Annotated in this window: 28 protein-coding genes; 17 read left to right on the forward strand and 11 right to left on the reverse strand. The window is 69.8% G+C overall.

The genetic code is table 11. The features are described 5' to 3' along the window. Window positions 1-172: 172 nt before the first annotated feature. From OG357_RS38380 to OG357_RS38415, 8 genes are all read right to left on the reverse strand, one after another. Window positions 173-415 (reverse strand): carbohydrate ABC transporter, encoded by a 243-nt coding sequence (locus OG357_RS38380; RefSeq protein ID WP_329625907.1) that lies wholly within the window; start codon window positions 413-415, stop codon window positions 173-175. Continuing rightward, a complete protein-coding gene (locus tag OG357_RS38385; protein WP_329625908.1) occupies window positions 412-933 on the reverse strand; it encodes a hypothetical protein in 522 nt (173 codons plus the stop codon). The genes OG357_RS38380 and OG357_RS38385 overlap by 4 nt, the downstream gene beginning before the upstream one ends. Window positions 934-1,063: 130 nt before the next feature. Next, window positions 1,064-3,340 (reverse strand): hypothetical protein, encoded by a 2,277-nt coding sequence (locus tag OG357_RS38390; protein WP_329625909.1) that lies wholly within the window; start codon window positions 3,338-3,340, stop codon window positions 1,064-1,066. A gap of 66 nt (window positions 3,341-3,406) precedes the next feature. Further along, window positions 3,407-3,775, reverse strand: a complete 369-nt coding sequence (locus OG357_RS38395) for a hypothetical protein (protein ID WP_329625910.1) — start codon at window positions 3,773-3,775, stop codon at window positions 3,407-3,409. A gap of 116 nt (window positions 3,776-3,891) precedes the next feature. Continuing rightward, window positions 3,892-4,221, reverse strand: coding sequence for a hypothetical protein (locus tag OG357_RS38400; protein WP_329625911.1), 330 nt, complete (start codon window positions 4,219-4,221; stop codon window positions 3,892-3,894). A 294-nt stretch (window positions 4,222-4,515) separates the two neighbouring features. Next, entirely contained in the window at window positions 4,516-4,779 is a 264-nt protein-coding gene (locus OG357_RS38405; protein WP_329625912.1) for a WhiB family transcriptional regulator, read from the reverse strand. Window positions 4,780-4,784: 5 nt separating this feature from the next. Next, on the reverse strand, window positions 4,785-5,006 hold the full coding sequence (locus OG357_RS38410; RefSeq protein ID WP_329625913.1) for a hypothetical protein: 222 nt from the start codon (window positions 5,004-5,006) through the stop codon (window positions 4,785-4,787). Window positions 5,007-5,612: 606 nt separating this feature from the next. Beyond that, the gene (locus OG357_RS38415; RefSeq protein ID WP_329625914.1) at window positions 5,613-6,002 is read right to left on the reverse strand and encodes a hypothetical protein; all 390 of its coding nucleotides are present in this window, start codon (window positions 6,000-6,002) and stop codon (window positions 5,613-5,615) included. Window positions 6,003-6,221: 219 nt separating this feature from the next. Here OG357_RS38415 and OG357_RS38420 point away from each other — a divergent pair, with 219 nt between their 5' ends. The 4 genes from OG357_RS38420 (at window position 6,222) to OG357_RS38435 (ending at window position 9,606) form a co-directional block, all read left to right on the forward strand. After that, a complete protein-coding gene (locus OG357_RS38420; RefSeq protein ID WP_329625915.1) occupies window positions 6,222-6,551 on the forward strand; it encodes a putative quinol monooxygenase in 330 nt (109 codons plus the stop codon). Then, a complete protein-coding gene (locus OG357_RS38425) occupies window positions 6,548-7,804 on the forward strand; it encodes a helix-turn-helix transcriptional regulator (protein WP_329625916.1) in 1,257 nt (418 codons plus the stop codon). Before OG357_RS38420 ends, OG357_RS38425 begins: the two co-directional genes overlap by 4 nt. 198 nt (window positions 7,805-8,002) lie before the next feature. Then, window positions 8,003-9,040, forward strand: coding sequence for an AAA family ATPase (locus OG357_RS38430; RefSeq protein WP_329625917.1), 1,038 nt, complete (start codon window positions 8,003-8,005; stop codon window positions 9,038-9,040). After that, a complete protein-coding gene (locus tag OG357_RS38435; protein WP_329625918.1) occupies window positions 9,037-9,606 on the forward strand; it encodes a phosphotransferase-like protein in 570 nt (189 codons plus the stop codon). Before OG357_RS38430 ends, OG357_RS38435 begins: the two co-directional genes overlap by 4 nt. A 7-nt stretch (window positions 9,607-9,613) precedes the next feature. Here OG357_RS38435 and OG357_RS38440 read toward each other — a convergent pair whose 3' ends face one another. Beyond that, window positions 9,614-10,456 (reverse strand): NAD(P)-dependent oxidoreductase, encoded by an 843-nt coding sequence (locus OG357_RS38440; RefSeq protein ID WP_329625919.1) that lies wholly within the window; start codon window positions 10,454-10,456, stop codon window positions 9,614-9,616. Between the two features lie 4 nt (window positions 10,457-10,460). Next, entirely contained in the window at window positions 10,461-11,111 is a 651-nt protein-coding gene (locus OG357_RS38445; RefSeq protein WP_329625920.1) for an HAD family hydrolase, read from the reverse strand. Window positions 11,112-11,225: 114 nt separating this feature from the next. On the opposite strand from OG357_RS38445, the gene OG357_RS38450 reads away from it, so the two are divergent. The 6 genes from OG357_RS38450 (at window position 11,226) to OG357_RS38475 (ending at window position 17,659) form a co-directional block, all read left to right on the forward strand. Continuing rightward, window positions 11,226-11,486: a helix-turn-helix transcriptional regulator gene (locus OG357_RS38450; RefSeq protein WP_329625921.1), complete on the forward strand. Its 261-nt coding sequence runs from the start codon at window positions 11,226-11,228 to the stop codon at window positions 11,484-11,486. Between the two features lie 980 nt (window positions 11,487-12,466). Then, window positions 12,467-15,100 carry a hypothetical protein gene (locus OG357_RS38455; RefSeq protein ID WP_329625922.1) on the forward strand — a complete coding sequence of 878 codons (2,634 nt, stop codon included), beginning with the start codon at window positions 12,467-12,469 and terminating at the stop codon, window positions 15,098-15,100. Then, window positions 15,097-15,939, forward strand: a complete 843-nt coding sequence (locus OG357_RS38460) for a DciA family protein (RefSeq protein ID WP_329625923.1) — start codon at window positions 15,097-15,099, stop codon at window positions 15,937-15,939. Before OG357_RS38455 ends, OG357_RS38460 begins: the two co-directional genes overlap by 4 nt. 68 nt (window positions 15,940-16,007) lie before the next feature. Further along, window positions 16,008-16,481 carry a hypothetical protein gene (locus OG357_RS38465; RefSeq protein ID WP_329625924.1) on the forward strand — a complete coding sequence of 158 codons (474 nt, stop codon included), beginning with the start codon at window positions 16,008-16,010 and terminating at the stop codon, window positions 16,479-16,481. 92 nt (window positions 16,482-16,573) lie between these two features. Beyond that, on the forward strand, window positions 16,574-16,708 hold the full coding sequence (locus OG357_RS38470) for a hypothetical protein (protein ID WP_329625925.1): 135 nt from the start codon (window positions 16,574-16,576) through the stop codon (window positions 16,706-16,708). A gap of 324 nt (window positions 16,709-17,032) precedes the next feature. Beyond that, window positions 17,033-17,659: a hypothetical protein gene (locus OG357_RS38475; RefSeq protein WP_329625926.1), complete on the forward strand. Its 627-nt coding sequence runs from the start codon at window positions 17,033-17,035 to the stop codon at window positions 17,657-17,659. Between the two features lie 538 nt (window positions 17,660-18,197). On the opposite strand, the gene OG357_RS38480 is transcribed toward OG357_RS38475, so the two are convergent. Then, window positions 18,198-18,983, reverse strand: a complete 786-nt coding sequence (locus OG357_RS38480) for a zinc finger domain-containing protein (protein WP_329625927.1) — start codon at window positions 18,981-18,983, stop codon at window positions 18,198-18,200. A 556-nt stretch (window positions 18,984-19,539) separates the two neighbouring features. Here OG357_RS38480 and OG357_RS38485 point away from each other — a divergent pair. From OG357_RS38485 to OG357_RS38515, 7 genes are all read left to right on the forward strand, one after another. Next, on the forward strand, window positions 19,540-20,070 hold the full coding sequence (locus OG357_RS38485) for a hypothetical protein (protein WP_329625928.1): 531 nt from the start codon (window positions 19,540-19,542) through the stop codon (window positions 20,068-20,070). A 187-nt stretch (window positions 20,071-20,257) separates the two neighbouring features. Continuing rightward, entirely contained in the window at window positions 20,258-22,063 is a 1,806-nt protein-coding gene (locus OG357_RS38490; RefSeq protein WP_329625929.1) for a zinc finger domain-containing protein, read from the forward strand. 784 nt (window positions 22,064-22,847) lie between these two features. Further along, a complete protein-coding gene (locus OG357_RS38495) occupies window positions 22,848-23,375 on the forward strand; it encodes a hypothetical protein (RefSeq protein ID WP_329625930.1) in 528 nt (175 codons plus the stop codon). Between the two features lie 168 nt (window positions 23,376-23,543). Next, window positions 23,544-23,990: a hypothetical protein gene (locus OG357_RS38500; protein ID WP_329625931.1), complete on the forward strand. Its 447-nt coding sequence runs from the start codon at window positions 23,544-23,546 to the stop codon at window positions 23,988-23,990. Between the two features lie 288 nt (window positions 23,991-24,278). Continuing rightward, a complete protein-coding gene (locus OG357_RS38505; RefSeq protein WP_329625932.1) occupies window positions 24,279-25,163 on the forward strand; it encodes a hypothetical protein in 885 nt (294 codons plus the stop codon). Between the two features lie 149 nt (window positions 25,164-25,312). Continuing rightward, window positions 25,313-25,669, forward strand: a complete 357-nt coding sequence (locus tag OG357_RS38510; RefSeq protein WP_329625933.1) for a hypothetical protein — start codon at window positions 25,313-25,315, stop codon at window positions 25,667-25,669. 64 nt (window positions 25,670-25,733) lie between these two features. Continuing rightward, window positions 25,734-26,111 carry a hypothetical protein gene (locus tag OG357_RS38515; RefSeq protein ID WP_329625934.1) on the forward strand — a complete coding sequence of 126 codons (378 nt, stop codon included), beginning with the start codon at window positions 25,734-25,736 and terminating at the stop codon, window positions 26,109-26,111. The last annotated feature ends 16 nt before the right edge of the window (window positions 26,112-26,127 follow it).

The following is a 26,127-nucleotide window of genomic DNA, read 5'->3' on the forward strand; positions in this document are numbered from 1 at the left end:
GTCCGAGGTGCTGGACACCGGGTGGGGCTCCTTCCTTGACAGGGTCGAGGCGCCTCGCGTATACGCGTGTGCGCGCTTGGGCGTGCGGGCGTGTGGGCGCCTGGGCGTTGGGAGCACGCCGGAGGGGGCCGGCCGTGGTGGCCGGCCCCCTCCGGGGCTGTGCGGGTGGGTGCTACTGCTGGGTGTGCTTCACGTAGAGGTCGTGCAGGTCGTGGGCCAGTCGCCGCAGTCCCTGCACGTCGCCTCGCCGCAGCATCTTCCTGCCGTGTGTCTGCAGCAGCATGATGAGGAAGTAGAAAGCGCCGAGGTCTTCCCCGTGTTTCTCCACGAAATCCGTCCGCTGCTTGAGCAGGTAGTTCCGGGAGTTCTGCGCTTTCACTTCGTGCCGGGTCAGCGGGCGGCTTGCGTTGCTCACGCTGATTCACGCCCTCGCAGGTCGTGAATGTTCGACACGGGGGAAGTGTAGCCGCTTACCGGCCTGTTGTGAAGTCCGGGCGGGGTGGCGGGCATGGGCGGGATCTGCGGCGGGTTCTTCTTCCGCTGCTTTTCCAGCTCCTTTTCCTTTCGCTCTTTCACCGTGTTCGCGCAGTTCTCGTCGAAAGCGCGACGGCTGTAGGCGGCAGCCTCGAGGTCGGCGGCCAGGTTTTTGGCGTCCTTCAACACCTTCCGCAGGGCCTTTTCCACCGGCCGGGCGCGGTTCTTGGCGTGCCAGAAGCGGTCGCCTTTCAGGTGGGTACCGCGCAGGTGGACGCTGGTCTCGTCCGACAGCGTGGCCAGGTAGCGCTCGGTGTCGCGCACCACCCGCTGGATGTCGGCGAGGTAGTGGCCGGTGGCGTCCGCGTTGGCCGCCACGTCCTGCAGCGGGTTGGGGGTGTCCTGCCCGGGCTGCCGGCCCTGCGGGGCCGCTCCGGGACGGTGCTCGGGCTGGTTCACGGGTTCGTCCTCCAGGAAGGTGGGTGAGCTGGTGTACTCGGTGGGCTGTGGACTGCTTCCGGCAGTCGCAGCGGAGGGCCAGCCCGCTTCGATCGGGCTGGCCCTCACTGGTGTGTGCCGGACGGGTGGGTCAGGTCAGGTACTTGTCCGCGTCCTCGGGACGCAGCAGGCCGGCCTCCTTCAGAAGCCGGACCGCGCGGGTCTGGTTGACCGAGAGGTCGGTACGGGCCCGGTAGAGGGTGACGTAGCCGTCCTCGTCTCGCGGGAGCGCCTGTACGAGCGGGAGGAGTTCGGCGTCGGTACGGGCGGGCGTACCGGGTCGGTCCGTACCGCCTGTACGGCCCGCACCGTTCGTTCCGGTTGCGCGGGAGGAGGCGGTCGTCGTACCGGTACGGCCGCCCTGCACGGCGTCACGGCTCGACTGTGTACGGGCGCTGACCGTGCTGGTGCGTTCCTGTACGGCCGCGTGAGCCGTACCGGTACGCCCCCGGGGCGCCGTACCTGTACGCGCCGCCCCGTCAGGGGTGGTGTGTACGCCGTATGTACGGTCGCTGTACGGGCTGGTCAGCGAACCTTCGCTCCCGTCATGGTGCGAGGGGTGAGAGAGGGCGTGTGCGGGGTCCGTACCGTCGTGTCCGGCGCCCGTACCGTCCGCTCGTCCGCCGTTGTTCGCGGCGTACAGGTCGCTGTGAGCGGGCTGTGTACGGACGGACGTTGCGCTGTCCGTACCGTCCGTCCGGCGGTGCGTACCTGTACGGGCGGGTGTTCCGTTTCCGCCGTCCGTACCGGTGCGGCCCTGCGTACCGGTGGCCGTATCGGACGGCGTGTCCGTACCGCCGTGTCCGTCCGTACCGTCGTCGTGCATGAGGGTGTGTACGCGCCAGATGACGGCCACGAAGATCAGCACGACGAAGGTGGTGAGCTGCCACGGGGCCGCCCCGCCCTCGGGGACGAGGTGCGCCTGCTCGGAGAGGTGGAAGACGACGTTGGCCGATGCCATCAGCAGCAGCGCCGGCGCGATGTCCCGCTTGGTGCGGAACGCTGTGACGCAGTAGACGTCGATCGACACCGGCAGGAGCGGGGCAACGTACTCGTTGATGCCGACCATCCGGGCGAGCTCGTACTCGCCAGAGGCGGCGAGTCCGACGCCGGCGGCCAGCGCGACCCACGGCGCCGCCTTCCACAACTTGCCGCTGAGGCCCTGTCGCCAGCCGCGCCACCGGGAGGCGGCCTGCTTGGCCTCGCGGGCCTCGGTCAGCAGTCGGCGGGCGCGGGCCTCGTCGGCCTGCGCCCGCTCGGTGATGCCCTTGGCCTTGCGCTCGGCCTCGGCGGTGATGCGCTCGGCCTCCTTCTGTGCGGCCGCGCGCAGCTCCTGGGCGACGGTTGTGGCCTCGGTCCGCAGCCGCTCGCGCTGCTGGTCACACGCCGTCTTCAGTCCGGCGAGCTCCCCCGCCAGGGCCTGGCGCTTGGCCGCGGCCTCGGTGTCGAACTTCTCGCCGAGCTCCCGCAGCTCCTCGCGGAGCTCGGCGCGGGCCTTCTCCGCCTCGGTGTGGACGGCGGCGACGTGGGCGTCGGCCTCGCGCCGCCGCTCGGCGGCGGCCTCGACCGCGTCCGCGTACAGCGCCTCCGCCTCCGTGCGCCGGGCGTCGTACTGCTCGGCGGCGGCCTTGGCGAGCTGGGCGTGGCGCTCGCGGGCCTGGTCAACCTCCTTCTGCGCGGCGGCGAGCAGGTCGTCGGCCTCCTCTCGGGCGCGGGCGAGGATCTGCCCGGCCTCGGCGCGGCGGGCCTCGACCAGGGCGCCGATCTCGGTGAGGTCGGTCTCGGCCAGGCGCCGCAGCTCGGCGATCGCCGACGCGGTGGCTTGGTGGTCGGCGGCGGCCAGCTCGGTCAGCTCCGCGACCTGCGAACGCGCCCGGGCGAGGAGCTGGTCGGCGCGGTCGCGGGCCTCGGTCAGGAGCCGGTCGGCCTCGCCGCGCTGCTTCTGCGCCTCCTCGCGCGCCGTCTCGGTCTCGGTGGTGGCCGCCGCCCGCTGGGCGGTGGCCTCCTCCTGGGCGCCGGCGGTGACGGCCTCGGCGTGGGTGCGCGCGTCGGCCAGGAGGACGGTGGTCTGCTCGTGGGTGTCGGCGACGGTGCGCGCCGCCTGCTCCTCGGCCTTCGTCTGGAGGACGAGGGCCTGGTCGCGGGCGGTGTCGATGATGTCGGCGGCCCGGTCCCGGGCGTCCGCGACCCTGACCAGCGCCGCCCAGTCCGTCTCCAGCACCGCCGCCGTCTCCGAGGCCGTCTCCGTCTCGGGGGTCAGGGTCGGGGCCGGGATGGGCAGGGTGGAGGCGGCGGGTTGCGCGACCGTCGTGGCCGGCTTCTTGGTCCGGGCGGTGGCCCTCTTGGTCCGGGTTCGAGTGGCGGCCACGCCGCCTCCTTCCATGTCGGGTGCCGCCCCGAAGGCCGGGGCGGCGGTTGTGCGGGGTGGGCGAGGTCAGCCGCGCGGGGCGGGCAGCTCCGGCGGCATGTTGGCGGTGGCGTGCTGCCGGGTGAGCCAGGCGAGCGCGGCCGCGGTCATGTCGGTGGCCGCGCCGTCGGTGTGCAGCGGGGCGGTGTCGATGTCGCGCATCGCGTCGATCGGCGGCAGCAGCCGCATGTAGTCCGGCTTGACGAACTCGACGAGGCGGCCGGAGACCAGCGCGGTCAGGGTGTACGTGCCGGTCGCCCACGCCTTCGTGACCTTGCAGACGAAGGTGTGGCCGCTCTGCCCGGTCCAGTACAGCTCCGGGGCGCGGTACAGGACGAAGTCGCCGTCCTTGAAGACGGTGACTTCGTTGGTGGTCTTCTGGGTGCTGATGTCCACGGCATCTCCTCAAGGAGTTGGCGGTGCGGTCCGGGCTGCCCGGCTCCCCTCGCCCCGTCCGTACCGGCACAACAGGCCGGGACGGGCGGGGAAGGCAACCGCCAGGCGGGAAGGGGTCACTTGACGCCGACGAAGCGGAAGGCCGCGAAGGCGGTCGTGCGGGGGTCGGCGGTGGCCTGGACGATGCGGTCGGCCTCGGCGACGTCGCCGCGGTTGACGGCGTCGGCCGCCGCCCGGGCCGCGTCCCAGTCGATGCCCGCCGCCGGCGTCACGGTGGTGGCGGGGCGGTGGAGCCGGGCGCGCAGCGTGTGCCAGGCCCGGCGGAGCGGGCGCCGACGGCGGGCCCGGTTCACCCGGGCGGCGGCGTCGCGGTGCCCGAGCTGGTGGAGGATCTGCTCGGAGTCGTAGTCGGCGGCGGTCCAGCCGTCGCGGCGGATGGTGCGCATGGTGCCTCCTGGATGAAGGACGTCGGCCCAGGCCGATGCCCCGATAGAGGGCGTGCGAAAGACCGGCGGCCCGTCAGGCGGGCGGCCGGTCAAGGCGCGTGCGGTCAGGCGGGCAGGGATCTCGGTCGAGCTCCCGGCAGGCGGTCACGGTGGCCGGGAGCCCGACAGCCGGCGAAGCGGCGCTCGGTGTGTCAGATCAGCAGACCGGGCATTGCGGGCTCTCGTACCAGCCGCTGCACCTGGAGCACTGCCACAGGTGTCGCAGGGGAGTGAAGAGCCTGGCCAGGACGGTGCTCACGCCGCCTCCCGGCCGGTACGGGCCCGGTTGCGGGCGGCACGGCGCTTCATCGCCCGCCGCTCGTCCTCGCTGAGCCCGCCCCAGACGCCGGAGTCCTGACCGGACTCCAGCGCCCACTGCAGGCACGCCTCCATAACCGGGCAGCGGCGGCAGACGGACTTGGCTTCCTCGATCTGCAACAGGGCGGGGCCCGTGTTGCCGACCGGGAAGAACAGGTCCGGGTCTTCCTCGCGGCAGACCGCGTTGTGGCGCCAGTCCATCCCGGTCACCGCCTCTGTCCGACGAGGGCCATGTCGGCGAGCGTGCGACGGGCCCTGCGGCCGGCGTCGGCCGCGCGGCGGTCGCCGTCGACGACGAGGTGGCGGACGAGCTGGTGGAACGCGGTGAGGTCGTCAGGCTCGAAGCCCTTCTTGTTGTCCGCGTCCTCGATGTCGTCGATGATCCCGGCGCTCGGCCGGGGCGCCGCACGTGTCATGCTGAGCTGCATCAGGCCCTCCGATTCAGGTCCTGGACAGCCCCGGGGGCCTCATCCCTGGGGCTGTCGCGTTGGTAGAGCGGGTGTCCACCGCGCTCTCCACCGCCCACCGAACCGGCTTGAAGGCCGGGCGGCGGGCGACTGGGCAGCGCGGGGCTGCGAAAACCTCGGTGCGCGGCAAGCCCGGAGACGGGCTGCCAGATCTCGTGAAGACGCGGACCGCGGCTCCGACCGGGAGATCCGTCCGGGCGGGCATGTGCGGTGAAGGTTGGCCGCGTCGTTCTTTAACGTCGCGAGGGTGTCGACCCTCCGCGCTCTCCCACAGCAATGAGCCCTGCGGTGTTGCACGTGTCGGCTGCCACCACCAGCGGTAATGGCACCTCGCGACGGGTTTCCACTCACCCCCGGCCGGAGCGTTCACGGCCGGTACTGCGGTGGTGGATCACGCTATGGAGTTCTCAAAGACCGGCCGCTGCCTTCCAGAGCCAGCCCGAGGGCTGGATGTTCCGGGCGGATGGTGTCGGGAGTCGCTTCCGGCTCCCTCATCCGGCGCCGCCTGCGGGGCGGTTCCGGGTGGGGGAGCCGGGTCCGAAGACCCGGCAGTGGTGCGAGGGAGAGTCAGGCCGCGATCGGGAGGGGTACGGCGGCCAGCGGCGCGGTGCGCAGTTGCTCGGCGTAGGGGAGGAGGACATCGACCAGGCGCTCGCGGACCAGCGCGGTGATCGACGGGTCGGTCGCGAGGATGTCCATGGCCGCGTGCCGCCGCGCGAAGAAGTCGCCGAGGACCTCGGCGTGCGGACGAACCAGGGACTCCGCCTTCTCCCGGGGCGTCGCCCACAGCTCGTACATCTCAAGCGGTGTGCCGAAGGTGACGTCCAGGTCGATGTCGAGGGCGGTGAAGGCGGGGAGCGGCACCTCGATCGCCTCCAGGAGCGCGAGTGTCTCCGCGTCGAAGGTCTCGGTGGCGAGGCTGGCGGCGGGGCGGCGGGTGGTGGTGGTGGTGTTCATGGGGTGGAGCTCCCTTCGGTAGGAGCCCGCGCAGAGGCGGGTCAGGTTCATTCGGGCAGGCCAAATAAGCGCCTTCTGGCGGCCCATCCCTTGCGGGGTGGAACACCTTGGACAGTAGTAGCACTGTGAGTGCGAGTCAACACTTTGACTGCGACCTAGCACCATTGCTTTAGGTGTGAGAATGTGTGCATGCTTACGCGACGTGGAGAGGAAGACTTCGTGGCCAGCGGATACGCACTGGTAGTGCGCTTCACCCTGCGAGACACCTCGGCAGCCCTGCAGTTCGACGGCCTGGTCGCCCAGACCATCGAGGGCATCCGCACCGAGGCCGGCACGCTCGTCTACGCCGTGCACACCCCGGTGGACGAGCCCTTGGTCCGGGTCTTCTACGAGCTGTACGCCGACCGCGACGCGTTCCAGGCACACGAGGACCAGGCCCACACTCAGCGCTTCCTCGCAGGCCGCGAGGCGCTCCTGAGCAACGTCGAAGTGACGTTCCTCAACGAGCTGGAGGACCTGAGCAAGCGACCCGAGACGGAGCAGTCGTGAAGCCGACCGGCAAGGATGTCGATCCGCAGGATCGCGCCTTTGGGCAGCGCGTCCAGAGATTCCGGAAGGATCGAGGACGCACGCAAGCCGAGTTCGCGGCAGCGCTCGGGAAGACCAGCAGTTGGCTTTCCCAGGTCGAACGGGGTGTTCAGCCCGTCCAACGCATGGACCTGCTCCAGCAGATCGCGGACGAGCTGGGCGTGTCTGTCCAGCAGTTGCGTCCCAGCGTTCCGGCAGACGGGCCATCACAGGCACCCACCGCTCAGTCGCTCTCCAACGATCTGGACGAGACCCGTCGACTGCTGTCCGGCCACCCGGCGCTTCAGACTCTGCTGGCCGCCGGCCGTGACAACGCCGGAGCGGCGCGCACCGTCGAACCCCTGCGGAGCGACGTCGATGACCTCTGGGACCTGACCCATGCAGGTCAGCTCGCACAGGTCAGCACCCTCGCGGTACAGCTGCTCCCCGAGCTGGAGCGGACGGTTCGGACAGCTCCCAGCGAGCACCAGGCGGAGCTGTACCTGCTGCTGTCCCGGGCCTACCAGGCCCTGTCCGCGGCGTTCGTGCGACAGGACGTGGCAGATGCCGCCTGGGTAGCCGCCGACCGCGCGGTCCTCGCAGCCGAGCGGTCCGGCGACCCTCTGCACGTCTGCGCCAGCGTGTTCCGTATGGTGCAGGCGTTCGTCCGTCTGCGCAGCCTCGAACAGGCCGAACACGCCGCCCAGACCGCGATCAACGCCCTGGGAGAGCAGAGCAGCCAGTCGCCAGAGTCCTTGTCCGTCCTCGGCTCCCTCCACCTGGCCCTGGCCCTCGTTCGGGCCCGTGCCGGTGCGCGAACCGAAGCCAAGGAGGAGATCGCCAAGGCCCGCGCCATCGCCGCGCAGCTCGGTGAGAACCGCAACGACTTCAACCTGGAGTTCGGTCCGGTCAACGTCGAGATCCAGGCGGTCAGCACCGCCGTGGATCTGGGCGACGCGGGCGAGGCGCTGGACATCGGCCTCACCATCGACGCCGCCGAACTCTCGCCCGAGCGCCAGGGCCGGCTCCTGATGGACCTGGGTCGTGCTCACGCCCAGAGGCGCCACGGCGGCGAGGCTCTCCGCTGCCTGCTGGATGCTGAGACCATCGCCCCCGAGATCATCCAGACCCACCAGGCCGCTCGCGCAGCCATCCGAGAGCTCGTCTTGGTGGCAGGACCGAATGCATCGCGTGAGCTGCTGGAACTCGCCGAAAGGGCGGATGCCCTGGACTAGTTCAAATCCACTGGAGTGGTCGATAGCCACTGGTCTGCACCCCCTGCCAACCGCGTCGTTGTGTGTGGGCAATCACACCGGCGACGGCAGAGAAGAAACATCACAGAGGCTTGTCGAAGCCCGTGCACACTTCCGTTCACGGGTTTTCAACATCCACGTACACATGGGATTTGGGGCCCGAGCCCTAGGCTCGCGCCCATGACGATGACGGAGGGGCAGAGGGTGGGGAAGCAGCGAGCAGGGTGGAGGCCGGACCTGCTCCGGGAGCAACGTGAGGCTCATGGCCTGACCTTGGAGAAGGCGGGCGAGCGCCTACGGGCGGTTGCCGAGCAGGCCAAGCTCAAGGGCATTCCCGCCGCGAATCCTCAGACGTTGTGGCAGCACGAGCAGGGCGAGGTCTTCCCCGGTCCCCACTACCGGCGGGCCTACTGCCTCCTCTATCGGGCCACCGAGCCCGATTTGGGGTTCCGCACTGCCCTGCCCGGTGAGGAGTCCTCCTTCAAGCTCACGCCGCTGGACGACCGCCTTAACGGATCGCACGTTTTGGCTGTTGAGCGCGCCATTCATCGCATCGCGCCGGGATCGGAGGAGGCCGACCACTTCGACTTGCAGCAGCGGATCATCGACGCGTGGAAGCGCCGGCACACGGGCGGTGACCCGCACCGCCCCGTGCTCATCCTGGTCGGTGGCTTCGCTGGCAGCGGCAAGACCGAGCTCGCTCGCTTCTTCGTTCAGCTCACCGGCTGGCCGCTGCTCGACAAGGACCCGCTCACCCGCCCGCTGGTGGAACGCCTCCTGGTCGCGCTGGGCGGCGACGCGAACGACAGGCACACCGACCTCTACCGCGAGAAGGTCCGGCCGGTGGAGTACGACTGCCTGATGCAGTCGGCCATGGCAAACATCAAGTGCGGCATCTCCACGGTGCTGACCGCCCCGTTCATTGGCGAGATGACCGACCCGGCCTGGATGCAGCGCCTGACCAACCGAGCAGGTTCGATGGGGGTCGACGTCTTCCCCGTGTGGGTGCGCTGCGACGAAGAGTCGATGCGCGAGTACATCGGATTCCGCTCTGCGGCCCGGGACGCGTGGAAGCTGGCGCGGTGGGACGAGTACATGGCCACGATCGACTTGGAGCTGCGCCCGGCGGTGCCGCACCTCGTGGTGGACAACCGGCTGGGAACCGCGGTGACGCTCGCAGACCAGGCCCGGCAGGCGATGGGGGCGATGAACGCGTGAACCCGAGGCCGGGCGTGATCCTGTACGGCCCGCCGGCGTCGGGCAAGGACACCGTCACCGCCGCACTCACCGAGCTGAACACGAAGTACGCGCAGTTCACGCGGCTCAAGGTCGGGACCGGCAAGGCCGCCGGCTACCGGATGGGCACAGCGGAGCAGCTGCACGAGCTGGAGGCCACGGGCGACGTCGTCTACGCGAACTTCCGGTACGGCAACACGTACGTGATCGACCGGCCCGGCGTCGACGCGGCGTTCGTGGCCGGGGTGCCCGTGGTGCACCTCGGGCAGGTCGACGGCATCCGCGCGCTGGTCGACGGCTATGCGGCCGACTGGTCGGTGGTGCTGCTGTGGTGCCCGCGCGAGGTGACCGAGCAGCGGTCGGCGGGACGCGGCGACAGTGACACAGCGGCACGTCTGGCGGCGTGGGACGCGACCTGCAAGGACCTGGACGAGCACCCGGGTACGGTCTGGGACCTGGTCGTCGACACCACGAAGGCCGCCCCGCAGGATGCGGCGCGGCTCATCGACCAGTTGCTGGCGCAGCGGGCAGGAGCGGCGACGGCATGAGCGCGGGCTACGGGTGGGCGAGCCGGTCCAGGGCGTCGGCGAGCGTAAGCGAGCTGTCGTCCTTGGCGTCGTTCCACCGGGCGAGTGTGGACGCGGCCGCGCGAAGCATGTCCGGCGGGAGGCCGGCGGCGGCGAGCGCGTCCGCTGCTTCCTCCAACTCGGGGCCCCAGCGCCAGGCGCGCGCTGCGGTCTTGGCGACGTACTCGGGCTCGGCCAGGTACGAGCCGGTCCGTCGGAAGGCGACCTCGATGAGTTCCTGGTCGACGCCGTGCTCGCGCGCGACCCCGAGCGCAAGCGCCGCCAGGACCCGCGACGTCTTCTGGAAACTCGAGTACGCCAGCTTCAGCGCGGAGGCCTGCCCAACCTCCGCGCCTAGCGTCTTCGTCCGTACGGCCGTACCCGCGAAGAGCACCTCAACGGCGGCGACCACGTCCAGCGGGCCGGACAAGTACAAGGTCGGCGACTTACCGCGTACGGGCGGCGAGCCGACGACAGCACCGTCGACGACCGCCCTCACTCCCGGGCTCAACAGCTCATTGATCCGCTGCATCCGCTCCGGCGAGATCGCGTTGGCCTCTACGTACCAGCCGCCGAATCCCCCTGCGGCAACCTCAGCCGCCACGTCCTCCGCTGCGGCCGGTGGGCAGAGGCTGATGACGATGTCGCTGCGCTCCAGCAGCACGGACAGCGTGGCCACCGGCGCCAGGCCGGCCTGCTCGGCGCGCGCCGCGGAGGCGGGGCTGCGGCCTTCCTCGCACCAAAGGACCGCGGCGGCGTTCTTCGCGGCGCAGGCGGCCACGGCGGCGCCCATGCTGCCGGGGTGGAGGATGCCGACGACGGGCTGGTCCACGGTGCTACTCCGCAGTCTCGTTGAGCAGGATGGCGATGGCGTCGGTGACGTCATCAACGACGTGGTGCGCAGCACGGAGGTCTTCGGGCCAAGGGCGTCCACGCAGCCAGATCGTGCGCAGGCCAGCCTGATGGCCGCCGCCGATGTCCCCGTTCGGATTGTCGCCGACCATCCAGCCGCCGTCCGTGAGGTTCACGCCGCAGCGGGAGGCGGCGAGTTCAAAGAGGCGCGGGTCCGGTTTGCGGATCTCCAGGTCGCCCGAGACGGCGACGCCGTCGACCAGGGCGGCGAGGCCGGTCGCTGCGAGTTTGGCGCGCTGGATATCGCCGGCCCCGTTGGTGATGATGCCGATCGTCCACGCGGCCGCGCGCAGATGGGCCAGGCCCTCGAGGACCTCCGGTCGGCAGGTGACGGCGGCCGCCATGAGGTCGACGTACTCGTGCCACAGGTCTGCGGCAGGTACCTCCAGGTCGAAGGCTTCCTGCAGCCTGATGAAGTCGGCGGCGTTCGCGCGGTCAACCAGCTCGGTGCGAAGCCAATGCTCGGCAGTCGGCGGGAGGGCGTGGGCGCGACAGAGGCCAGTCACTGCGTCGCTGAGCGCCGACTGACGATCGGTCAGCGTGCCGTCCAAATCGAAGAGCGCAAGGCGGGACACGGTCAAGGACCCTACCGGGCCTGGCTCAGACCACAGTTCGCCGTGGCGGGGTCTCCCGAGCGGAGATCACCTGGTGTATCTTTTCGGGAAACCGTTGATTGGATGGAGGCTGGAATGTCGGATCCGCTGCGTCGAGTTGATGCCCTGGTGGATGCTGACACGCTGCCCCCGCCTCACGTCCGGCAGCAGCTGCGAGTTGCTGCGAATCTCACCCAGGCGGAAGTCGCCGAGGCCATCGGCGTCAAGCGCCTTGCCGTCGTGCGGTGGGAGGCTGGTCTCACCCAGCCGCACCGGGGGAATCGCCTGAAGTACGCGGAGCTGCTCCGTCGCCTGGCGAAGGAACACCCGGCCGTCGCTCAGGGGGTTGCCGAATGAGGGCTGCCCTCGCACCTGTTTTTGGGTACGCCGACTCGCCTTCGGTATCGAGGGGGTCGGGGTGACGTAGCCGCCACCGGCCGCGCGCGCCATTCAGTGGATTAACCGCCCACTGCGGCCTCGCGCGGCCCTTCACGCCGACCGGACTAACCATCCAGTCGGCGCTCAGTCCCGGTAGCACCCGGTCCTGAGCTTCGGCTCATCGAGCCACTTCCAAATCACCACAACACCCGGCCACTAACCACGGCCACCACGGCCGCAGCAACAACCAGCTGCGCGTCGAACCACCGGTCCCCCACCACAGGGGCTCCGTAGCTCCACCAAAACGAGAGGAGAAATCTCCCACCCAGTTCGGTGTCTGCCCGCTCCTCACGGAGGGGGCGCGCCCTCCCATCTGCTGAAACATCCATCCGGCGATACGCCGAGTGATACAGAGAGGCGGACGTCCTCATAGTGCCCGATCTAGTGTCCCCTGAAAAGCCGAGCAATGACCGTTTCATTGCGGTTCGCCTCGTTAGCGCGTTCCGCACGGCGGGATCGATGCCCGAATCGTCAGCTCTCAAGTCTTTTGGGCAGGAAGTAGGTTTTCCTGCAGGACCCTCCAAGCGCGCGACTGCCGACGGAGGCGCGGCCACAGCGGCGCCACCGGACGATGTGACGCCCGCCACGGAGCTTCGAGGTCACGAATCACTGTCTCCTCGACCCTTCCGGTCATGTGACGCCTCATTCCTCCCTCGCTCGCCTCTCATCACAGGACAGGCCTCTGAGACTGCGGTGGCGGTGGCTGCTTCCTTGCTGGGTTCCGTCGACAAGCTGGTGGCCGTCCCGACCAGCGGGGTCCGAGTGCGTGTCTCGCGCTGGAGTCGCCCGTCTCTGTCCACAAACCGGCTCGGTGAGCCTGTCCGGATGATCTCTACGACGTACTACCGAGCGACCCTCCGTGCCGTCACTTCCTTCGCTCTGGCCGCCGGGGGTGCTCGATGAGCGCCGTGGCGGCACCGGCCGCCGCGCTGGACCACCCCCTGTGGGAGGACGTCGACAACTCCGTCGACGAGCCCCGGCTTCCCGCGCAGCGGAACGCGCTGCGGTCGGTGCCAGCCTCCGGGCAGCCGGGCGACGGTGGCCTGGACGACCCGCTGCGCCTCGGTCGGACGATGCGGCTGCGGCTGCGCGACGCGGTCCAGGCGCTGCTGGCGGACCCGTCGATCGCCGGGCTGAAGGACGCGCCGAAGCTGGCCGCGGTGGTGCTGTACGCGAAGTCGCGGGCGCCGAAGGGCGAGAAGAAAGACAACCAGACCTCGATCTGGGGCTCGGAGCTCGGTCGGTGGCTGGGCATGAAGGAGTCCACGGTCCACCACAAGGTGCTGCCGGTGCTGCGTGGCTCGGACGCGCTGCACACGCAGGTGGTGCGGGACGCGCAGGGGCATCCGACCGGGCTGGACTGCCTGGTCATGCCGCTGTGGAACGCCCGCCACGGCGGGGGAGCGGGGCACCCGTTGGCGCTGTCGAAGGCGGAGCTGGCGACGCTGCTGCGCCTGTGTGAGGCGCTGTTCGGGCACGGCTGGACGCCGGAGGACAAGGAGCCGACGCCGCCGGGGCTGCTGGCCGGCCGCAGGGGCAAGGGTGCGGCGACCGACCGGCTCGGGCTGCTGCTGATGGTGCTGAACACGAGGGCGTCGGGCTGGCTGCAGCTGTGCGGCGGCTCGGTGAAGGCGAAGGAGGGGCGCGGGGCGGCGACGCTGGCCCGGCTGCTGGGCTGCTCGCCCTCGGGGGCCCGGAAGGTCCTGGCGCGGCTGACGGAGGCCGGTGTCGTGGCGCGGCAGCGCAAGGCGACGTCGACGCGGATGAACGGCCGGGCCCGGGTAATGGTGCTGCCGGTCGGCCGCGCGTACGGCCGCACGCTGGCCTCTGTGGAGGCTGTCCAGAGCGCCGGTCCCGTGTTTTCGGCGCGTCCCGATGGTGCAGTCGGAGATCATGCTCCGGCCGATGCCGCTGGTGCCCTTGGTATGTCTGGGATCGGCGGTGCTGAGAGTGCCGGAGATGCTGTGGATCAGGAGCGTCCCGATGGTGCAGAGCTCCACGCAGACCACGCTTCTGTGGTTACTTCCGTAGTTCCTCCGCAGCTTGATTGTGGTTTTTCCGGCGAAGGCCGTGGGGGTCAAGGCCGTCGGCCGGAGCGTGCGTGCGTGCGCGAGGACCAGGCCGTCGACGGTGAGACCGGCGTTGCCGGGTCCGGGAGCTCGGTGCCCGGGGTTGGCCCGCTTCGCGGTGAACAGCCGAAGAAGTCACCGGTCGACGAGCAGGAGCAGGCGGGCGCTGTCGCTGCTGGTGCCGGTGCTCGGCTGACGGTCGTGGGTGGTCGAAAGGCGCAGCAGCGGGGCAGGTCGGAGCTCCCGGCCGATCTTGGCCTGCGGGTGGCTCTGACGCCGGTGGCGTGGCTGTGGCAGGGGCTGAACCGCTGGCAGCAGGACCGCGTCGTGGAGGCCGCGAAGCTCGAGCTGGCGCAGCTGCGGCACGTGCTGGAGTGGCCGGCGCAGGCCCCCTCGGTGCTGGCCGCCCGGCTTAAGTCCCGGCTCGAGGAGACCGGTGGGGAGGCCCTGATCACCCGCCCGCTCGGGTGGATCACTCGCCGCGGGCTGGTGCGCCGGCCGTCGTGCACGGACCGGCGGTGCGACGACGGCGTCCGGCTCGACACCGGCGCCGACTGCGACAACTGCGACAACGTGCTGCACGTGCGCCGGGCATGGCGGGTCCGGATCGCCGCCAAGGTCGACCAGGAGCTGCCCGGCCTGGAGACGGACGCCCGCTACCGGGAGATCGAGGCCCGGATGCGCCGTCACACCGAGGTTGAGGCCGCCGACCTCGTGGACCGGCAGGCCGAGGCCCGGGAGCGGCAGGAGCGGCGAGCGGCGGCCCGTGCCCAGGCCGATGCGCAGGCCGCCATCGAGCAGGAGCGGGCGGCGGCCGAGGCGGCGGCCCGGCAGGTCGTGGCGTGCGCGGACTGCGGCCGGGCGCGGTCGACCGGGCTGTGCGAGGCGTGCGACCACCGGCGGCAGACCGATGCCCTGATCGCCGAGGCCGGTTTCCTCGCCGCCACATGGTCGGCCGACCTGACCGACCCGGCCGCCGTCGCGGCCGTCGCCGCCGAGGTCCGAACGGCCATCGAGGCCGACATCGCCGCCGAGTGGGAGCATTTCCAGCAGATCACAGACCTGGCCGACCTGGAGGCGGCCGGCCCGGATGTTGTCGAAGACACCGCCGCGCACAACGCGTTCCTGACTGCCGAGAGCGCGGTCGCGGAGTACCAGCACCAGGCGCTGGTGTTGCTCGGCCGCAGCGAGGAGGCCCAGGCCGAGGCCCGCAAGGCGTACGCCACCGAGCGCGCCAAGCCCTGGTTCCAGGCTTTGCCCGACAGCGACGACGCCCTGCGTGCCGCGACCGAAGCCGCCGCGCAGGCCCAGGTCCGCACTGCCGAGTACCTGCTCGCCGTGCGGCTGGAGAAGCTGCGCACCCAGGCCCTTCCCGAGCCGGTGAGGCCCGCGCCGTGGTCACGGCGTCTGCCCGAGCTCGCCGCCCACTCGCTGGACGGCGAGACCCTGGAGGTGATCGCGTGAGCTCCGCACCGAAGACGAGCGGTGTCGACCTTGCCCGCCAGGCTCTCCTCGCCGCCCGCGAGGCGGCGAAGGCGAAGAAGACCGAGGCCCGGCAGAAGCCGAAGCGGCGGACCACCATCGTTGTCCGCGACGGTCGCGCGCCGCTCGCGTTCGGCACGGCGATCGGGATGATGATGACCGAGCGCGGCCTGGTCGCCCCGGCCGCTGGCGGCAGCGTCCTGGCCCAGTGGGAGACCATCCTCGCCGCGGCCGCGCCGGAACTCGCCGGGCATGTCCGGGCCACGGCGTTCGACGAGGAGTCCGGCCGTCTGGACGTTGTACCCGACGCCCCCGCGTACGGCACGAAGGTCCGCTGGATCGCCCCGAGGCTCATCGAGGCCGCGAACAGCGCGGTGCCCAACGCGAATGTCCGGGCCGTGCATGTCCTGGCGCCTGCCTCCCGCACCGTCACCACGGCGACGTCCCCGGCGGCCGCCGCCGACCCGGCACCGCGGCCAGTCGTTCCGGCTGGGCCGGTGAAGACGAGGGAGAGCGCGTCGGCCGGCTACCATCGCGCGCTCGCCGCCCATCGCGCGGTCGTCTCGCCCCGGCAGGAGGACCCGGCCCTGGCCGCCGCCGTCGTACGGCAGGAGGAAGTCCGCCGCGAGCTCGCGGCCACCGTCTTCCCCGACATCGAGCAGGACCAGGAGGACGAGGTGCCGACGTCGCTCGAGGACGTCCGTGCCCAGCAGCGCCAGGCTGCCGAAGCCGTGCGCGCGGCCGCGATCCGCCGCGCTCGCGCCGAACGTGCCGGGCAGACCGGTACGCCCGACGTTCCTGTACTGCGCCAAGTCGGGTGAAGCCTGCTACAACCCGTCCGCGTGTGCGTTATAGACCTGAGCACCTTCTACCGGATGGGAAAAGACTGATGCCGAAGAAGCGCCGGCCAGCCAGAAGGAAGCCTCCACGTACGACGAGCCCGGACACGCTGACGAGGAGGCACGCCGACTATCAGCGGCTCTGCAACAACGACCGGCTAGTGGAGGAGTTCAGCGAAGAAGGCGCTCAGTGGCTGCTCGACGAGTACCAAGGACCTCTCAACGTTGCCGAGTTCAAGCTGGAGCAGGCCATCCGGCGCGACTCCTTCATGATGGACAACCCATTCGCAGGGCCCACCGCCTGCACAGCCCGGCAGATCGGTCAGATGATCGATACGACCCTCCGCTTCATCGCGGAGGCGGCCGGCCAAGCCGGCAAACTCACCGCAAATCAGGCACGCGAAGTCGAGGAACTTCTAAGCAACCCTCTCGAACTCGCCGAGAACGAAGCCGATGTAGTCCGCGAAGCACACGAAGAAGGAGTTCTCTTACTCAATCATCGCAATCTATGGGCTTTCGCTTGATCCGTTCTCGCGCCCCGCTTGCACTCACGATCCGGGCGCTGTACGGGGCTTCAACTTCATCCGGACTGACCATCCGCGCGCGAGGGGGACCCATGGTCGCCACCGTGATCGCCGTCATCGGCATCCTGCGCGGCGCCGTCGTCGCCGGCCTCATCCAGCGCCGCACCGTCCGCACCACCCGCGACGCCGAACGTTTCGTCACCCTCGCGGCCCGCCTGTTCGACTGACCACCCGTCGCCCCGTTCCAGAAATCCGGAACGGGGGGGGACGCAGGCCGACCCCTGTCCCCGGCCGGTGCCACAGGTACAGGTGCCGACCGGCCCGTGCGCCCGGTTTGTGGGGCCTCGCTCCGTCATGCGGTCGGTGGACGCGAACCGCTACACAGAAGAGCGAATGCCCGAGGCATTCGAGTGATGTCCCTTTGATCTACTGGCGCGCGATCAACCACTTACGGTGACGTGTCGGCTGTGGACTTTCCGCAGCACTCCACCTACCGCGTGCCGACCAAGCGTCCGTTCTTCCTCGCGGAGCTACGCTCCAGTCTCCCGAGTGTGGACGACCGGATCCGTGCGATCCCTGGGCAAGGGGATCCGACGGAGTACGACGAGATCGCCGACTCGCTCTACAAGGTGTTCCTCACCGTCCGCAACCTTGCTCCGACCCGGAACTCCACGGACTGCGACTCCCATCCGAACGGTCCGGTCGACCCTGAGCCGCCCGAGGGATGGGGGCATTGCCTGTTCTGCAACAGCAACCGGCGCGTTGGCGATCCCCGAGCCCGTCGCGGCGCGCCAAGGTCGCCTGGTGTGTACGAGATCCCGCCGCCGCCGTACACCCACGAAATGCTGCTTGAGCGGATGCGGCTGATCAACGACATCAGCTTCGACCTGCACTTCCGGTCGGAGTGGGAGGAGTTCTCGTTCGCGGCCGACCTTGTGCACGGCGCGTTCATCATTGCCCGTGAACTGTCCCGGCCACGCTCGTACTCACGGTGTCCTCAGCATCCCGGAGCCCCCATCGACCCGACGGCCCACGGCGGCCCGCGCTGTCTCTTCTGCGTCGCCCATGAGAAACGGGTGGCACCAGCGGTCCCACCACCGCAGATCCGTGACCGTGAACGGCGCCTTCCTCACCGGCGGCAACGGCCTGGTCCGCCTGTACTTCCTGACGAGAGGTGAACAGTGCCTTCCCCCTACGACCATCTGACCGCAGCGGAGGAACTCCTCCACCAAGCTCGCGCACTCCTGTCCTGCGGCCGATACCGGGCAGCCGACAGCCACTGTCTGCTGGCGTCCGGGTTCATGAAGGCAGCTCGCGCCCGTGGCCAGATTCTTCCGGAACCGACGCAGGTACCCACAGCCCGTCTTGCCCCACTGCCGGACTGGTGCGGCCGATGCGACGGTCCGGACCTCGGGCTCAGGTGGGTGCAGATCACCCTCCCCGGCGAGGACACGTCCCGCATGGCGCGATGCCCCGACTGCCATCCGTCCAGCGCTGCGCGAACGGCAGCCGATGTCGACTCCTCCGGAGAGGCCACACCTGTGGGAAGCGCGCTGACCTGATCCGCGAGGCATCAGCACGCAGTGCGTTGCTGTCGTCAGCGCCCCTGGGATCACGATCGGGCGACAGCACCCACCTCGCGGGTGAACCGGGTCGCATCGTGGATCCGGATCAAGGCGGCGGCCGGGAGGCACACCATTGGAATGCCGCCGCGGCTCAAAGGGATTCATCTGCGGCCATGGCGGCGTCCACGCGCTGAGGGTGTGTCCTGCTGTGCTTGCGGCCGCTGCCTGTACAGGGCGATCCCGGGGCGGCCGAGCAGTGCGGGCATGGCACCGCTGCAAGAGCCTCGTCACGGTGGGCGGCGGCCAGCCAGACGTCGCGCTGGAGTGCCTGCAGCTTCCTTTCGGCTTCCGCCTGCTTCTTCTTCTGGAATTCGTCGTTCATCTCGGCTGTACGGTCCGTCAGCGGATCGTCGAGGATGGCGCGGAGGTCGCCGTCGAGCGGCGGTGGCACTTCTTTCGGGCGGCCGTACGCATACGACTGGAGCAGGAACTCCTTCGGCCAGTTCCAGTCGGCCAGTTGCCGGCGCGCCTTGTGTAGCCCCCGCTGGGACTGGCCCTTCGGGGTCTTGCACAGCACCGCCGCAGGGGCCCCGCAGTGGGGGCAGGTCACCGACAGGATGTCGATCAGCGCGTCTCGCCGCTCTGCTCGGTCCTGGGCGATCTCGGTTCGCAGTTTCTCCGCCGCCTGTTCCTTGCGGGTCTGCTCGGCTTCCTTCTCCTGCGGCGTCACGTGGAACGGGCAGGGCGACTCGGCCACGACCCAGCCGCAGGGCGATCCGGTCTTCTTCGGATGTCCGCACAGGTCCGGGTTGCGCCACTGGACGGCCCGGCCCATCTTCCACGGCCCGGTATAGGGGTTGTTGCAGCATCCGCACGACGGCAGGGCTCCCGGTTCCAGCGGGACCGCGGCGTACAGGTGGCCGGCTACCTCGACCACGAGGTTCGGGGAAGCACATGCGCACTCGGGCGCCTCGCTCTGTGTACTCACAGAGGATCAACGCGCGAGCTGGCCGACCCGACCCTGCGGTCTGGCTGCTGTCACCCGCCCGGACCAACGTCGAGCGGCATGGCGGACCGTGACGACTCGCGCTCCGCCCCGTAGAGCTGCTGTCCGACGCGGCGGGCCAGGGTGTCTAGGACGGCGGATTCCAGCAACCGGCGGTTACACCCGACCGCGAGCTCGAAGCCGTCACCGCTTTCGCAGCCGCCATAGCGGCCCACCGCCGCGCCATGGTCGTCCGCGTGTCTTGAACGGCTTCCGTTGGCCCCAGGCGAACGGGGTAAGTTCTAGATCTCGTCGACGCTTCCTCGTCATTGCAACACCTTCGGGGTCTTGCGTTGCGACGAGCTCTAGAACTCACCCCGTCACAGCGGGGCCAAAGCAGACCGTCCTAGACACATTGGCCTTGAGGCCGCCGCGTATACGGCACGCTCACCGTGAACCGCGTCTTTGATGGAGACGCGCCTTACCCCTGATCAGTGACGGAGCCCTCGTGTCTCTCATCACCGAGTACATCACCAGCGCCCGGCCGGATCGTGGGCTCGTGGAGGTGTACGACTCGGACGCCTACGTCGGCAGCGACGAGGCGTACTACCGGTCAAGGACCCAGGTAGTCGCCGGAGACGGCTATCACCTCTACCTGCAGACCCGCCAGCCCGACATCGCGGTAAAGGTCATCATCAGGGTCTGGGACACCCCCCAGAACCCCCCGGAAGACGCCGAGGGCACGGTCCCTGTCTCTCTGCAATCAGAGACGGGCCAGCTCGTCATCAACCAGGTCACCTTCGGGCCGGCGGGCGAGATGGTCTTGCCTCGACCCGGCGTCTACGACGGCCACGCGGCATGGAGCGGGCGAGAAGCCACAGCCGCCTACTACAACGCGTGCACCCAGCGCGGTGCCGAGGAACAATGGGACGCGGAACAGATCGGAGCAGCGTGGAGCCAGTGCCCCACGACTGAGCAGTACACCCTCGACCTGTGGTTCGTCCGGGAATCCGAACCAGACGACGACTGGGACGAATAGCCTGCGCCCACCAGCGCATCGAGCGCCTTCTCCAGCTCCCCCTCCGCGCCCACGGCCGCGTCCGGACCAGGGATCGGCGACGGGTAGAGGTTCGTGTCGCGGGTGGGGGCCGCCACAACCTCGCCTGGCATCGTCTCCCCCGACATCGAGGACGGCCAGGAGGACGAGGTGCCGATACCGCTCGAAGATGTCCGCGCCCAGCAGCGCCAGACCGCCGCTCGCGCCCTCCGCCGAACCGGATGAGTGCTCTGGTAATCGCGTCGGGCGAGACGGACGCGGGATCGGCTGCGGAGCCGCCGTGTGTGGTGGCACGCTGAGTTGGGACGAAAGGTGGGGGTTCGTGCGAGGTGACAGGCGGCAGATTCAGACGGCGGTTCTGGGCAGCGCGGACTCGGAGGAGCCGCTGATGCTGCCGCTGGAGGCGATCGAGCTGGACGCCTTCCGCCGGCAGCACGAGCACGACACGTACTGGTGCGGGCTGCTGCTCGGAGGCTGCGGCCTGCAGCTGACCACCAAGCTCTACACCGACCGCGTCTGCCACTTCTCTCACTTCCCGAACCCTGACGGGCACCCTCACCTGTGCGGACGCCGTGCCCGCGGCGTGGCGAGCGCCGACCACCTGTACGTGAAGGCCGCAGCCGATGCCTGGCTGCGCGGGCGCGGGACGCAGGCCGGCTTCGACTTCGTCCAGCCGGATGGGGTGCCGATCGGGTCGGTCGTCGACATCCAGCTCCCGCACAAGAGGCTGCGCGTGCACCTGGACCAAGAGGTGGCGCCGGACTGGGACGCGGAGCACGAGCCGGTGCTCGGGGTGTCTGTTCCGGTGGACTCCGACACCCTGATCGACCGCTGGTACGTGCACCGCATCCGTCTGGACAGCGAAGGCACCACCCGCCGGGTGCGGATCGGCACCGAGGCGTTCGCCCGGCCCACCGAGTGGTTCGCCCTGGACGAATGCGAGATCACCGACCGGGGCCTGTCCACCCCGGCGGTCGAGCGGATCGTCCAGGCCCGTAACACGCCTTCCTCGACCGTGTGGACTCCGGGCAAGAAGCAGGAGGAACCGGAGCAGGACGTTCAGGCGCACGAGCTGATGCGCCGGCTGCTCTACGCCCGTCGGACCGAGTCCACCGATCTGGCGCAAGAAGTGTGCCGCGAGATCACCGAGCTGGCCGGGGTGAGCCCACAGCTCCAGCGCCAACTGGACGCCGCCCGCCGCAACGCCCTGCTCTGGGTGAAGAAGGAGACAGAGGCCCGCCAGGAACTGTTTGCCCGCTTGAACCAGGCCATGGCCGATCAGAAGACCGGCAGGGTCAAAGCGCTCCTGGCGGAAGTGAAGACGGTCACCCGGGACGGCCGGTCCGAGGAGGAGGAGCACACGGTCCGCGCGGCCGCTGACTACCTGGCCGCCGTGGTATCGGCCGCGCTCGCACGCCTGGACACCCTCCTTGAGGACATCAGTCGCCTGCCTGCGAACGAGGACCCATGGCGCCTGAAGGCCAAAGTCCAGCAGCTGTTCCAGGCAGCCACCGGGATCGGCAAACTCGGGGAGCACCGGCAGGCTCAGCTCGAGCTGTGGAGCCAACGCCTGCGATACATGCCTTTCCCGCCCCAACCCTCCACACCACTCAGGCCGCTCAAGCCGCAGGAGACCGCACCGCTCCACCAGCAGGTCGGCCAGGCGTACTGGAACACCAGGCCGTGCCCGCACTGCGGAGTGGACCCCGGCCAGCAGTGCGTCATCGACGAAGGGCGACGTACCGGTCAGGCACGGAAGGTGCCGCATGCCGATCGGCTGCGGTCCACCATCCGCGAGCTCCAGGAGCAGCAGAAAAAGCACGAGGTGGCCCGGACCGTGTGGCAGGTGTACGACGTGGCCTGCCCCGACTGCGACCAGAAAGCCGGGGCCTGGTGCCTCACACCTGGCAGACCGCACTCCTCGCGTTCCAGGCGCGCCAAGGAACGCACCGAGCAGCAAGAGCCGCGCTTCTGAGACCTCAGTCCGACCGGAAAGAGGTACGTCGAAGCCGTTCATGCGTGTTCCGTCAGGATCTGCCTCCCTGCCCTTGGCACAACGGGGCCGCAGTGCAGGGATGGAGGCCGCACCGCGACGACCTTCCGCCTGGCTTCGAGGACGCTCTGGCGGGCTGACGCGGCTTTTCGCTAAGCTGCGCTTTGCGTGACTCGTATCTTCACAGGGTCGCTGCCCATCCGGGTGGTGACCCTTTGTCATATGCGGCTCGGCGAGCCGCCGACTGCCGGTCATACGGCTTCGCCAGCCTCTTTCCCCAGGGCGTTTTCCGTGTCACACTGAGGGCGGCCCCGGCGTGCCCGGAAACGGCCGGCGCCAGAGATGCGGGCCATCGTCCAACGACGGTGGCCCTTCGTCATTTCACGGACAGCGGCGCTCCGGGACGCCTCGCGGCCGCGCGGTGCGCTGGACCGGCATCGGGCACAGCAGCGCGGCCCGTCACGACGAAGGCCTTGCGCCGGAGTAAAGGCCATCGTCCGGGGACGGTGGCCTTCGTCGTGTCCGGCACCACGACACAAAAGGAGGTTGATCCTCTGCGGAGCTAGCGCAACACTGATGCCAGCAGATCGCGTATGCCCTCATCCAGGGCGTTGTCCATGACAGGCGGAAGGTCACCTCGACCTCCGCCTTTTTTGTTGCCCTGCCCAAGGGGCAAGGACACCTCTCTCTTCCCCAGGCCCCGCTCCGAATCTCGGACGGGGCCTTTCGCATGCCCGGATCCGGGCACTCCAAGGAGGCCACCTCCATGAACCCGACGTTCGACGACCCCAGCATCATGGCCGTCTACCGCTACCTGACCGGTGCCGCCGAGCCGCCCCGCACCGGGCAGCGCCCCACCCCAGCCAACATGCCGCGGCGCATCCAGCGCCCCCGAAGCGCGGCCGACATCGCCCGAGCCGAAGGCCTCGACCTCGGCGACATGACCCGCAGGCCCCGTTCCGAGCGGCGCTCCGGCCCCTGCCCGCCCCGTCGTTCGGCCCTGCGTGTGGTGATGGACCACCTCCTCGAAGCCGGCTGCCCGCGCCAGGAAGCCGCCGAGCTGGCCGGCCGGTGGCTGCAAGTCGACCCCTCCGCCGAGGGGGTGCGCCGCTGGATGGACACGATCGGCGCATACCGGCCCGACGTCGCCCTTCAACTGCGCCTGCACAACTTGGGCACCGACGACCTGGACGTACCGGTCGACGGCACGCCCGCCCGTCGACGGCTGCGTGACGGCGAACCGATCGGCCAGGTCATCGCAGCCCTCCTGGCGCTGCGACAGCCACCCGCCTGAACCCGCCGCCCCCGGTGCCGGCCGGTCCCGTCACACCGGCGTGCGTGCGAACGCCCCGCCACAACGGCGGGACGCTCGCACGCCCCCCGCCCAGGTCATGCCACGCCACAAACCGGCCCTGGTGCGCCCCGTCCAGCTCAGCCAACCAGCTTCTCCCTTGGAGGAACCATGACCGCCCCGGTACACCCCGCCCCGGCCACACCCGGATCCCGCGCGACGGCACCGATCGCCGTTGTCCTGGACCACACGACCGCCACCGCGCTGCACGATCCCCACAACCCGTTCCACAAGGCCATGGAGCAGCTCTACGACGAAGCAAGCAAAGGCTTCGGCGCCCTGTACGTCCCCGCGCTCTGCCTGACTGCCGCGGACGCCTGCCACCCGGGCCTGCTCGCCTCCATCAACAGCCGCCGGTTCATCCAGATCGAAGCCTTCGACACCGCCGTCGCGCTCACCACCACTGGGATTCAATACGCCGGATACTCCTGGGCCGCCATCCACGCCATCCACGCCGCCCGTCCAAGCGCCGACTTCCCCACCGGCCGCTGCCTCCTCACCCTCACCCCCGAGCTGTATGAGGGAACAGGCGTCCATGCTTTCCACCCCGACCGGTAACCACCTGCCGGAGTACGGCACGGAAGGACGTTGCTTGAGGATGTCCGGGCTAAGCAGCGTTGGGCCGACGAGGCCGTACGCATCGCCGCGATCCTGTGGCCGGCGCCGAGCGGCCGGGAGGGACGGTGTCTCGACCGTGGCTCCCGCCCTGCGCCAGGCCGGGTGACAGCACTGCGGCAGGACGATCAACCGGCAGATCACATAGGCCTTTCAGTTGATCGAGGTACAGGTGCCACCTGGCCACTGCAAGGATCATCGAGCCACGAAAAGGTGAGGAGAGCGACGAGGATGCCGAAGAAGCGCAAGAAGGACCGCAAGGCGCCCCACAAGCCTGCCGTAGTTCGTACAGCCCCGACCCAATACACAGAACTGGCGGATTGGGACGATGCCCCGGAGGAGGAGTTCAACCCGCTCGCATCCCTTAAGGACCGGTTTCCCACTCCTGCTGACGCGGTGAAAACCGTTCAGGCTGGCGAAGAGGTGGAGTGGATCGGCAGCGTCGAAGGCGCCAAGATGCGCCACCGCGTCGTCCTGACCGACAACAGCGAAGCTCTCATTGAGCAGGCCGTTTTCCTCGACGGCGCCCTGGAACAGATGGTGCTGTGCGCCGCGCACCAGGCCGGCGAACACGGCCGGGACGAACTGCACGCCGGAGTGCTCGTCGCTCTCGATGTCCTGCACACCGTGATCCGCCCGATTACGGAATCGGATGTCCGCAATTTCCAGCCCGGCTACACCGCTGCCGTACTCGAGTCCTTCCAGGAAGCGCCTGAACCCCATGGCCCGGGCACCCCGGTGTTCGGATGGCGCACCTTCCACAGCGTCGGCCCGAACACCACCTGGGACGACACCGTCGACACGGCCACCTGGAACAGCTCCACCATGATGTCCGGCTTCCTCGGGGACTCGGACGACGTGCCCGAGCTCCAGCCCCTCCAGCTCGCACGGCTGCTGCGCGACCACGGGGTACCGGTCATCCTCTGCGCCGGTTGCGGCGATCCCATCACCGACCGACACCCGCGATGGAACGGTGTATGGGTCTCGCCCGGCAACGACACTGGCCCGCTCTGCGAAGCGCCCACCCCCGCGCTGCAGCTCCCGGCCCCCCGACTCGGGTGGCTCACCGACGCAGAGTTCGGCCACCCACACCTGCCCGCACCCATGGCTGACTGACCAGGAACAGACATCTCAGCAGCCCGAGACCGATCGATACGTCGGCTGGGCGCGGTCGGAGACCATGTCGGCCTCGCAGGCCGGGGCGAGCGATGAGCACCGGGGTTCCTGGCAGTGTCCCCGCGGCCGCGCGCGGCGTTGGGGACGGCATGGGGCTGGTGGACCGGGCAGGGCCCGGCATCGAGGAGCAGGCGGATCAGGTGGCGGAGGCGGCGTGCGAGCTCGCGGACGCCGCAGCCGGGTCCGGCTGGAGCTTGGCGGCCGTCGATGACGCCCTGGTCGCGATCGACACCTTGGCCGCCGCGCTCGCCCAGGTCGACCCGGAGGTGGCCGAGGTGCTGGCCGCGGTGACTGCCGCGACGTCCACGGCCCGCCGCCGCTTCGGCCTGCCCGTCGAGCCCGATCCGGCGCCGGCCGGGGCAGAGCGGGTGTCGGACCCGCGCCCTGCCCGCAGTCCTCGGCCCAGGCGGCGCGGTCTCGGACCCGGATTTCAGGGCATCCGCTGAACCGCACAGTCGCCTTGGCCCCCCTGACGTGCCAAGATCCCGATCAGCAACGAGGGGAGCGGGTGTGGCTGTGAGAGCGGCAGGGCCGGATGCGGTGGTGCGCGGTGTCGAGGAGCTGACCATCGAGGAGGTTGAGAGGCTGTTGGGCTGGCTCTTCCCCCGCCTTGATCCCAAGGCGCCCGGCGTCTTGGCGACTGCGCAGTTCGCCGAGAGGAGGGTACGCGAGCAGCTGGCACGGCGGGATGCCGAAACCGTGCCGGGCTTGCCGGTGCTGGCCGACCTGGCACAGGACTGGCACTTCCTGCGGCAGGTCGTGCGCGGGATCGCTGGCGTCGAACTTCCTGACGACCTGACCGTGGTCTGGAAGGGGACGTTTGCCTACATCCCCCGAGCCACGGGCGCGAGTGCGACGGCCGCGGCAGGGACGATGCTGTGGGGATGAGGAAGTAGCCGGCCTG

Origin of the sequence: Streptomyces sp. NBC_01255 (assembly GCF_036226445.1) — a bacterium.
Taxonomy (GTDB): Bacteria; Actinomycetota; Actinomycetes; order Streptomycetales; family Streptomycetaceae; genus Streptomyces.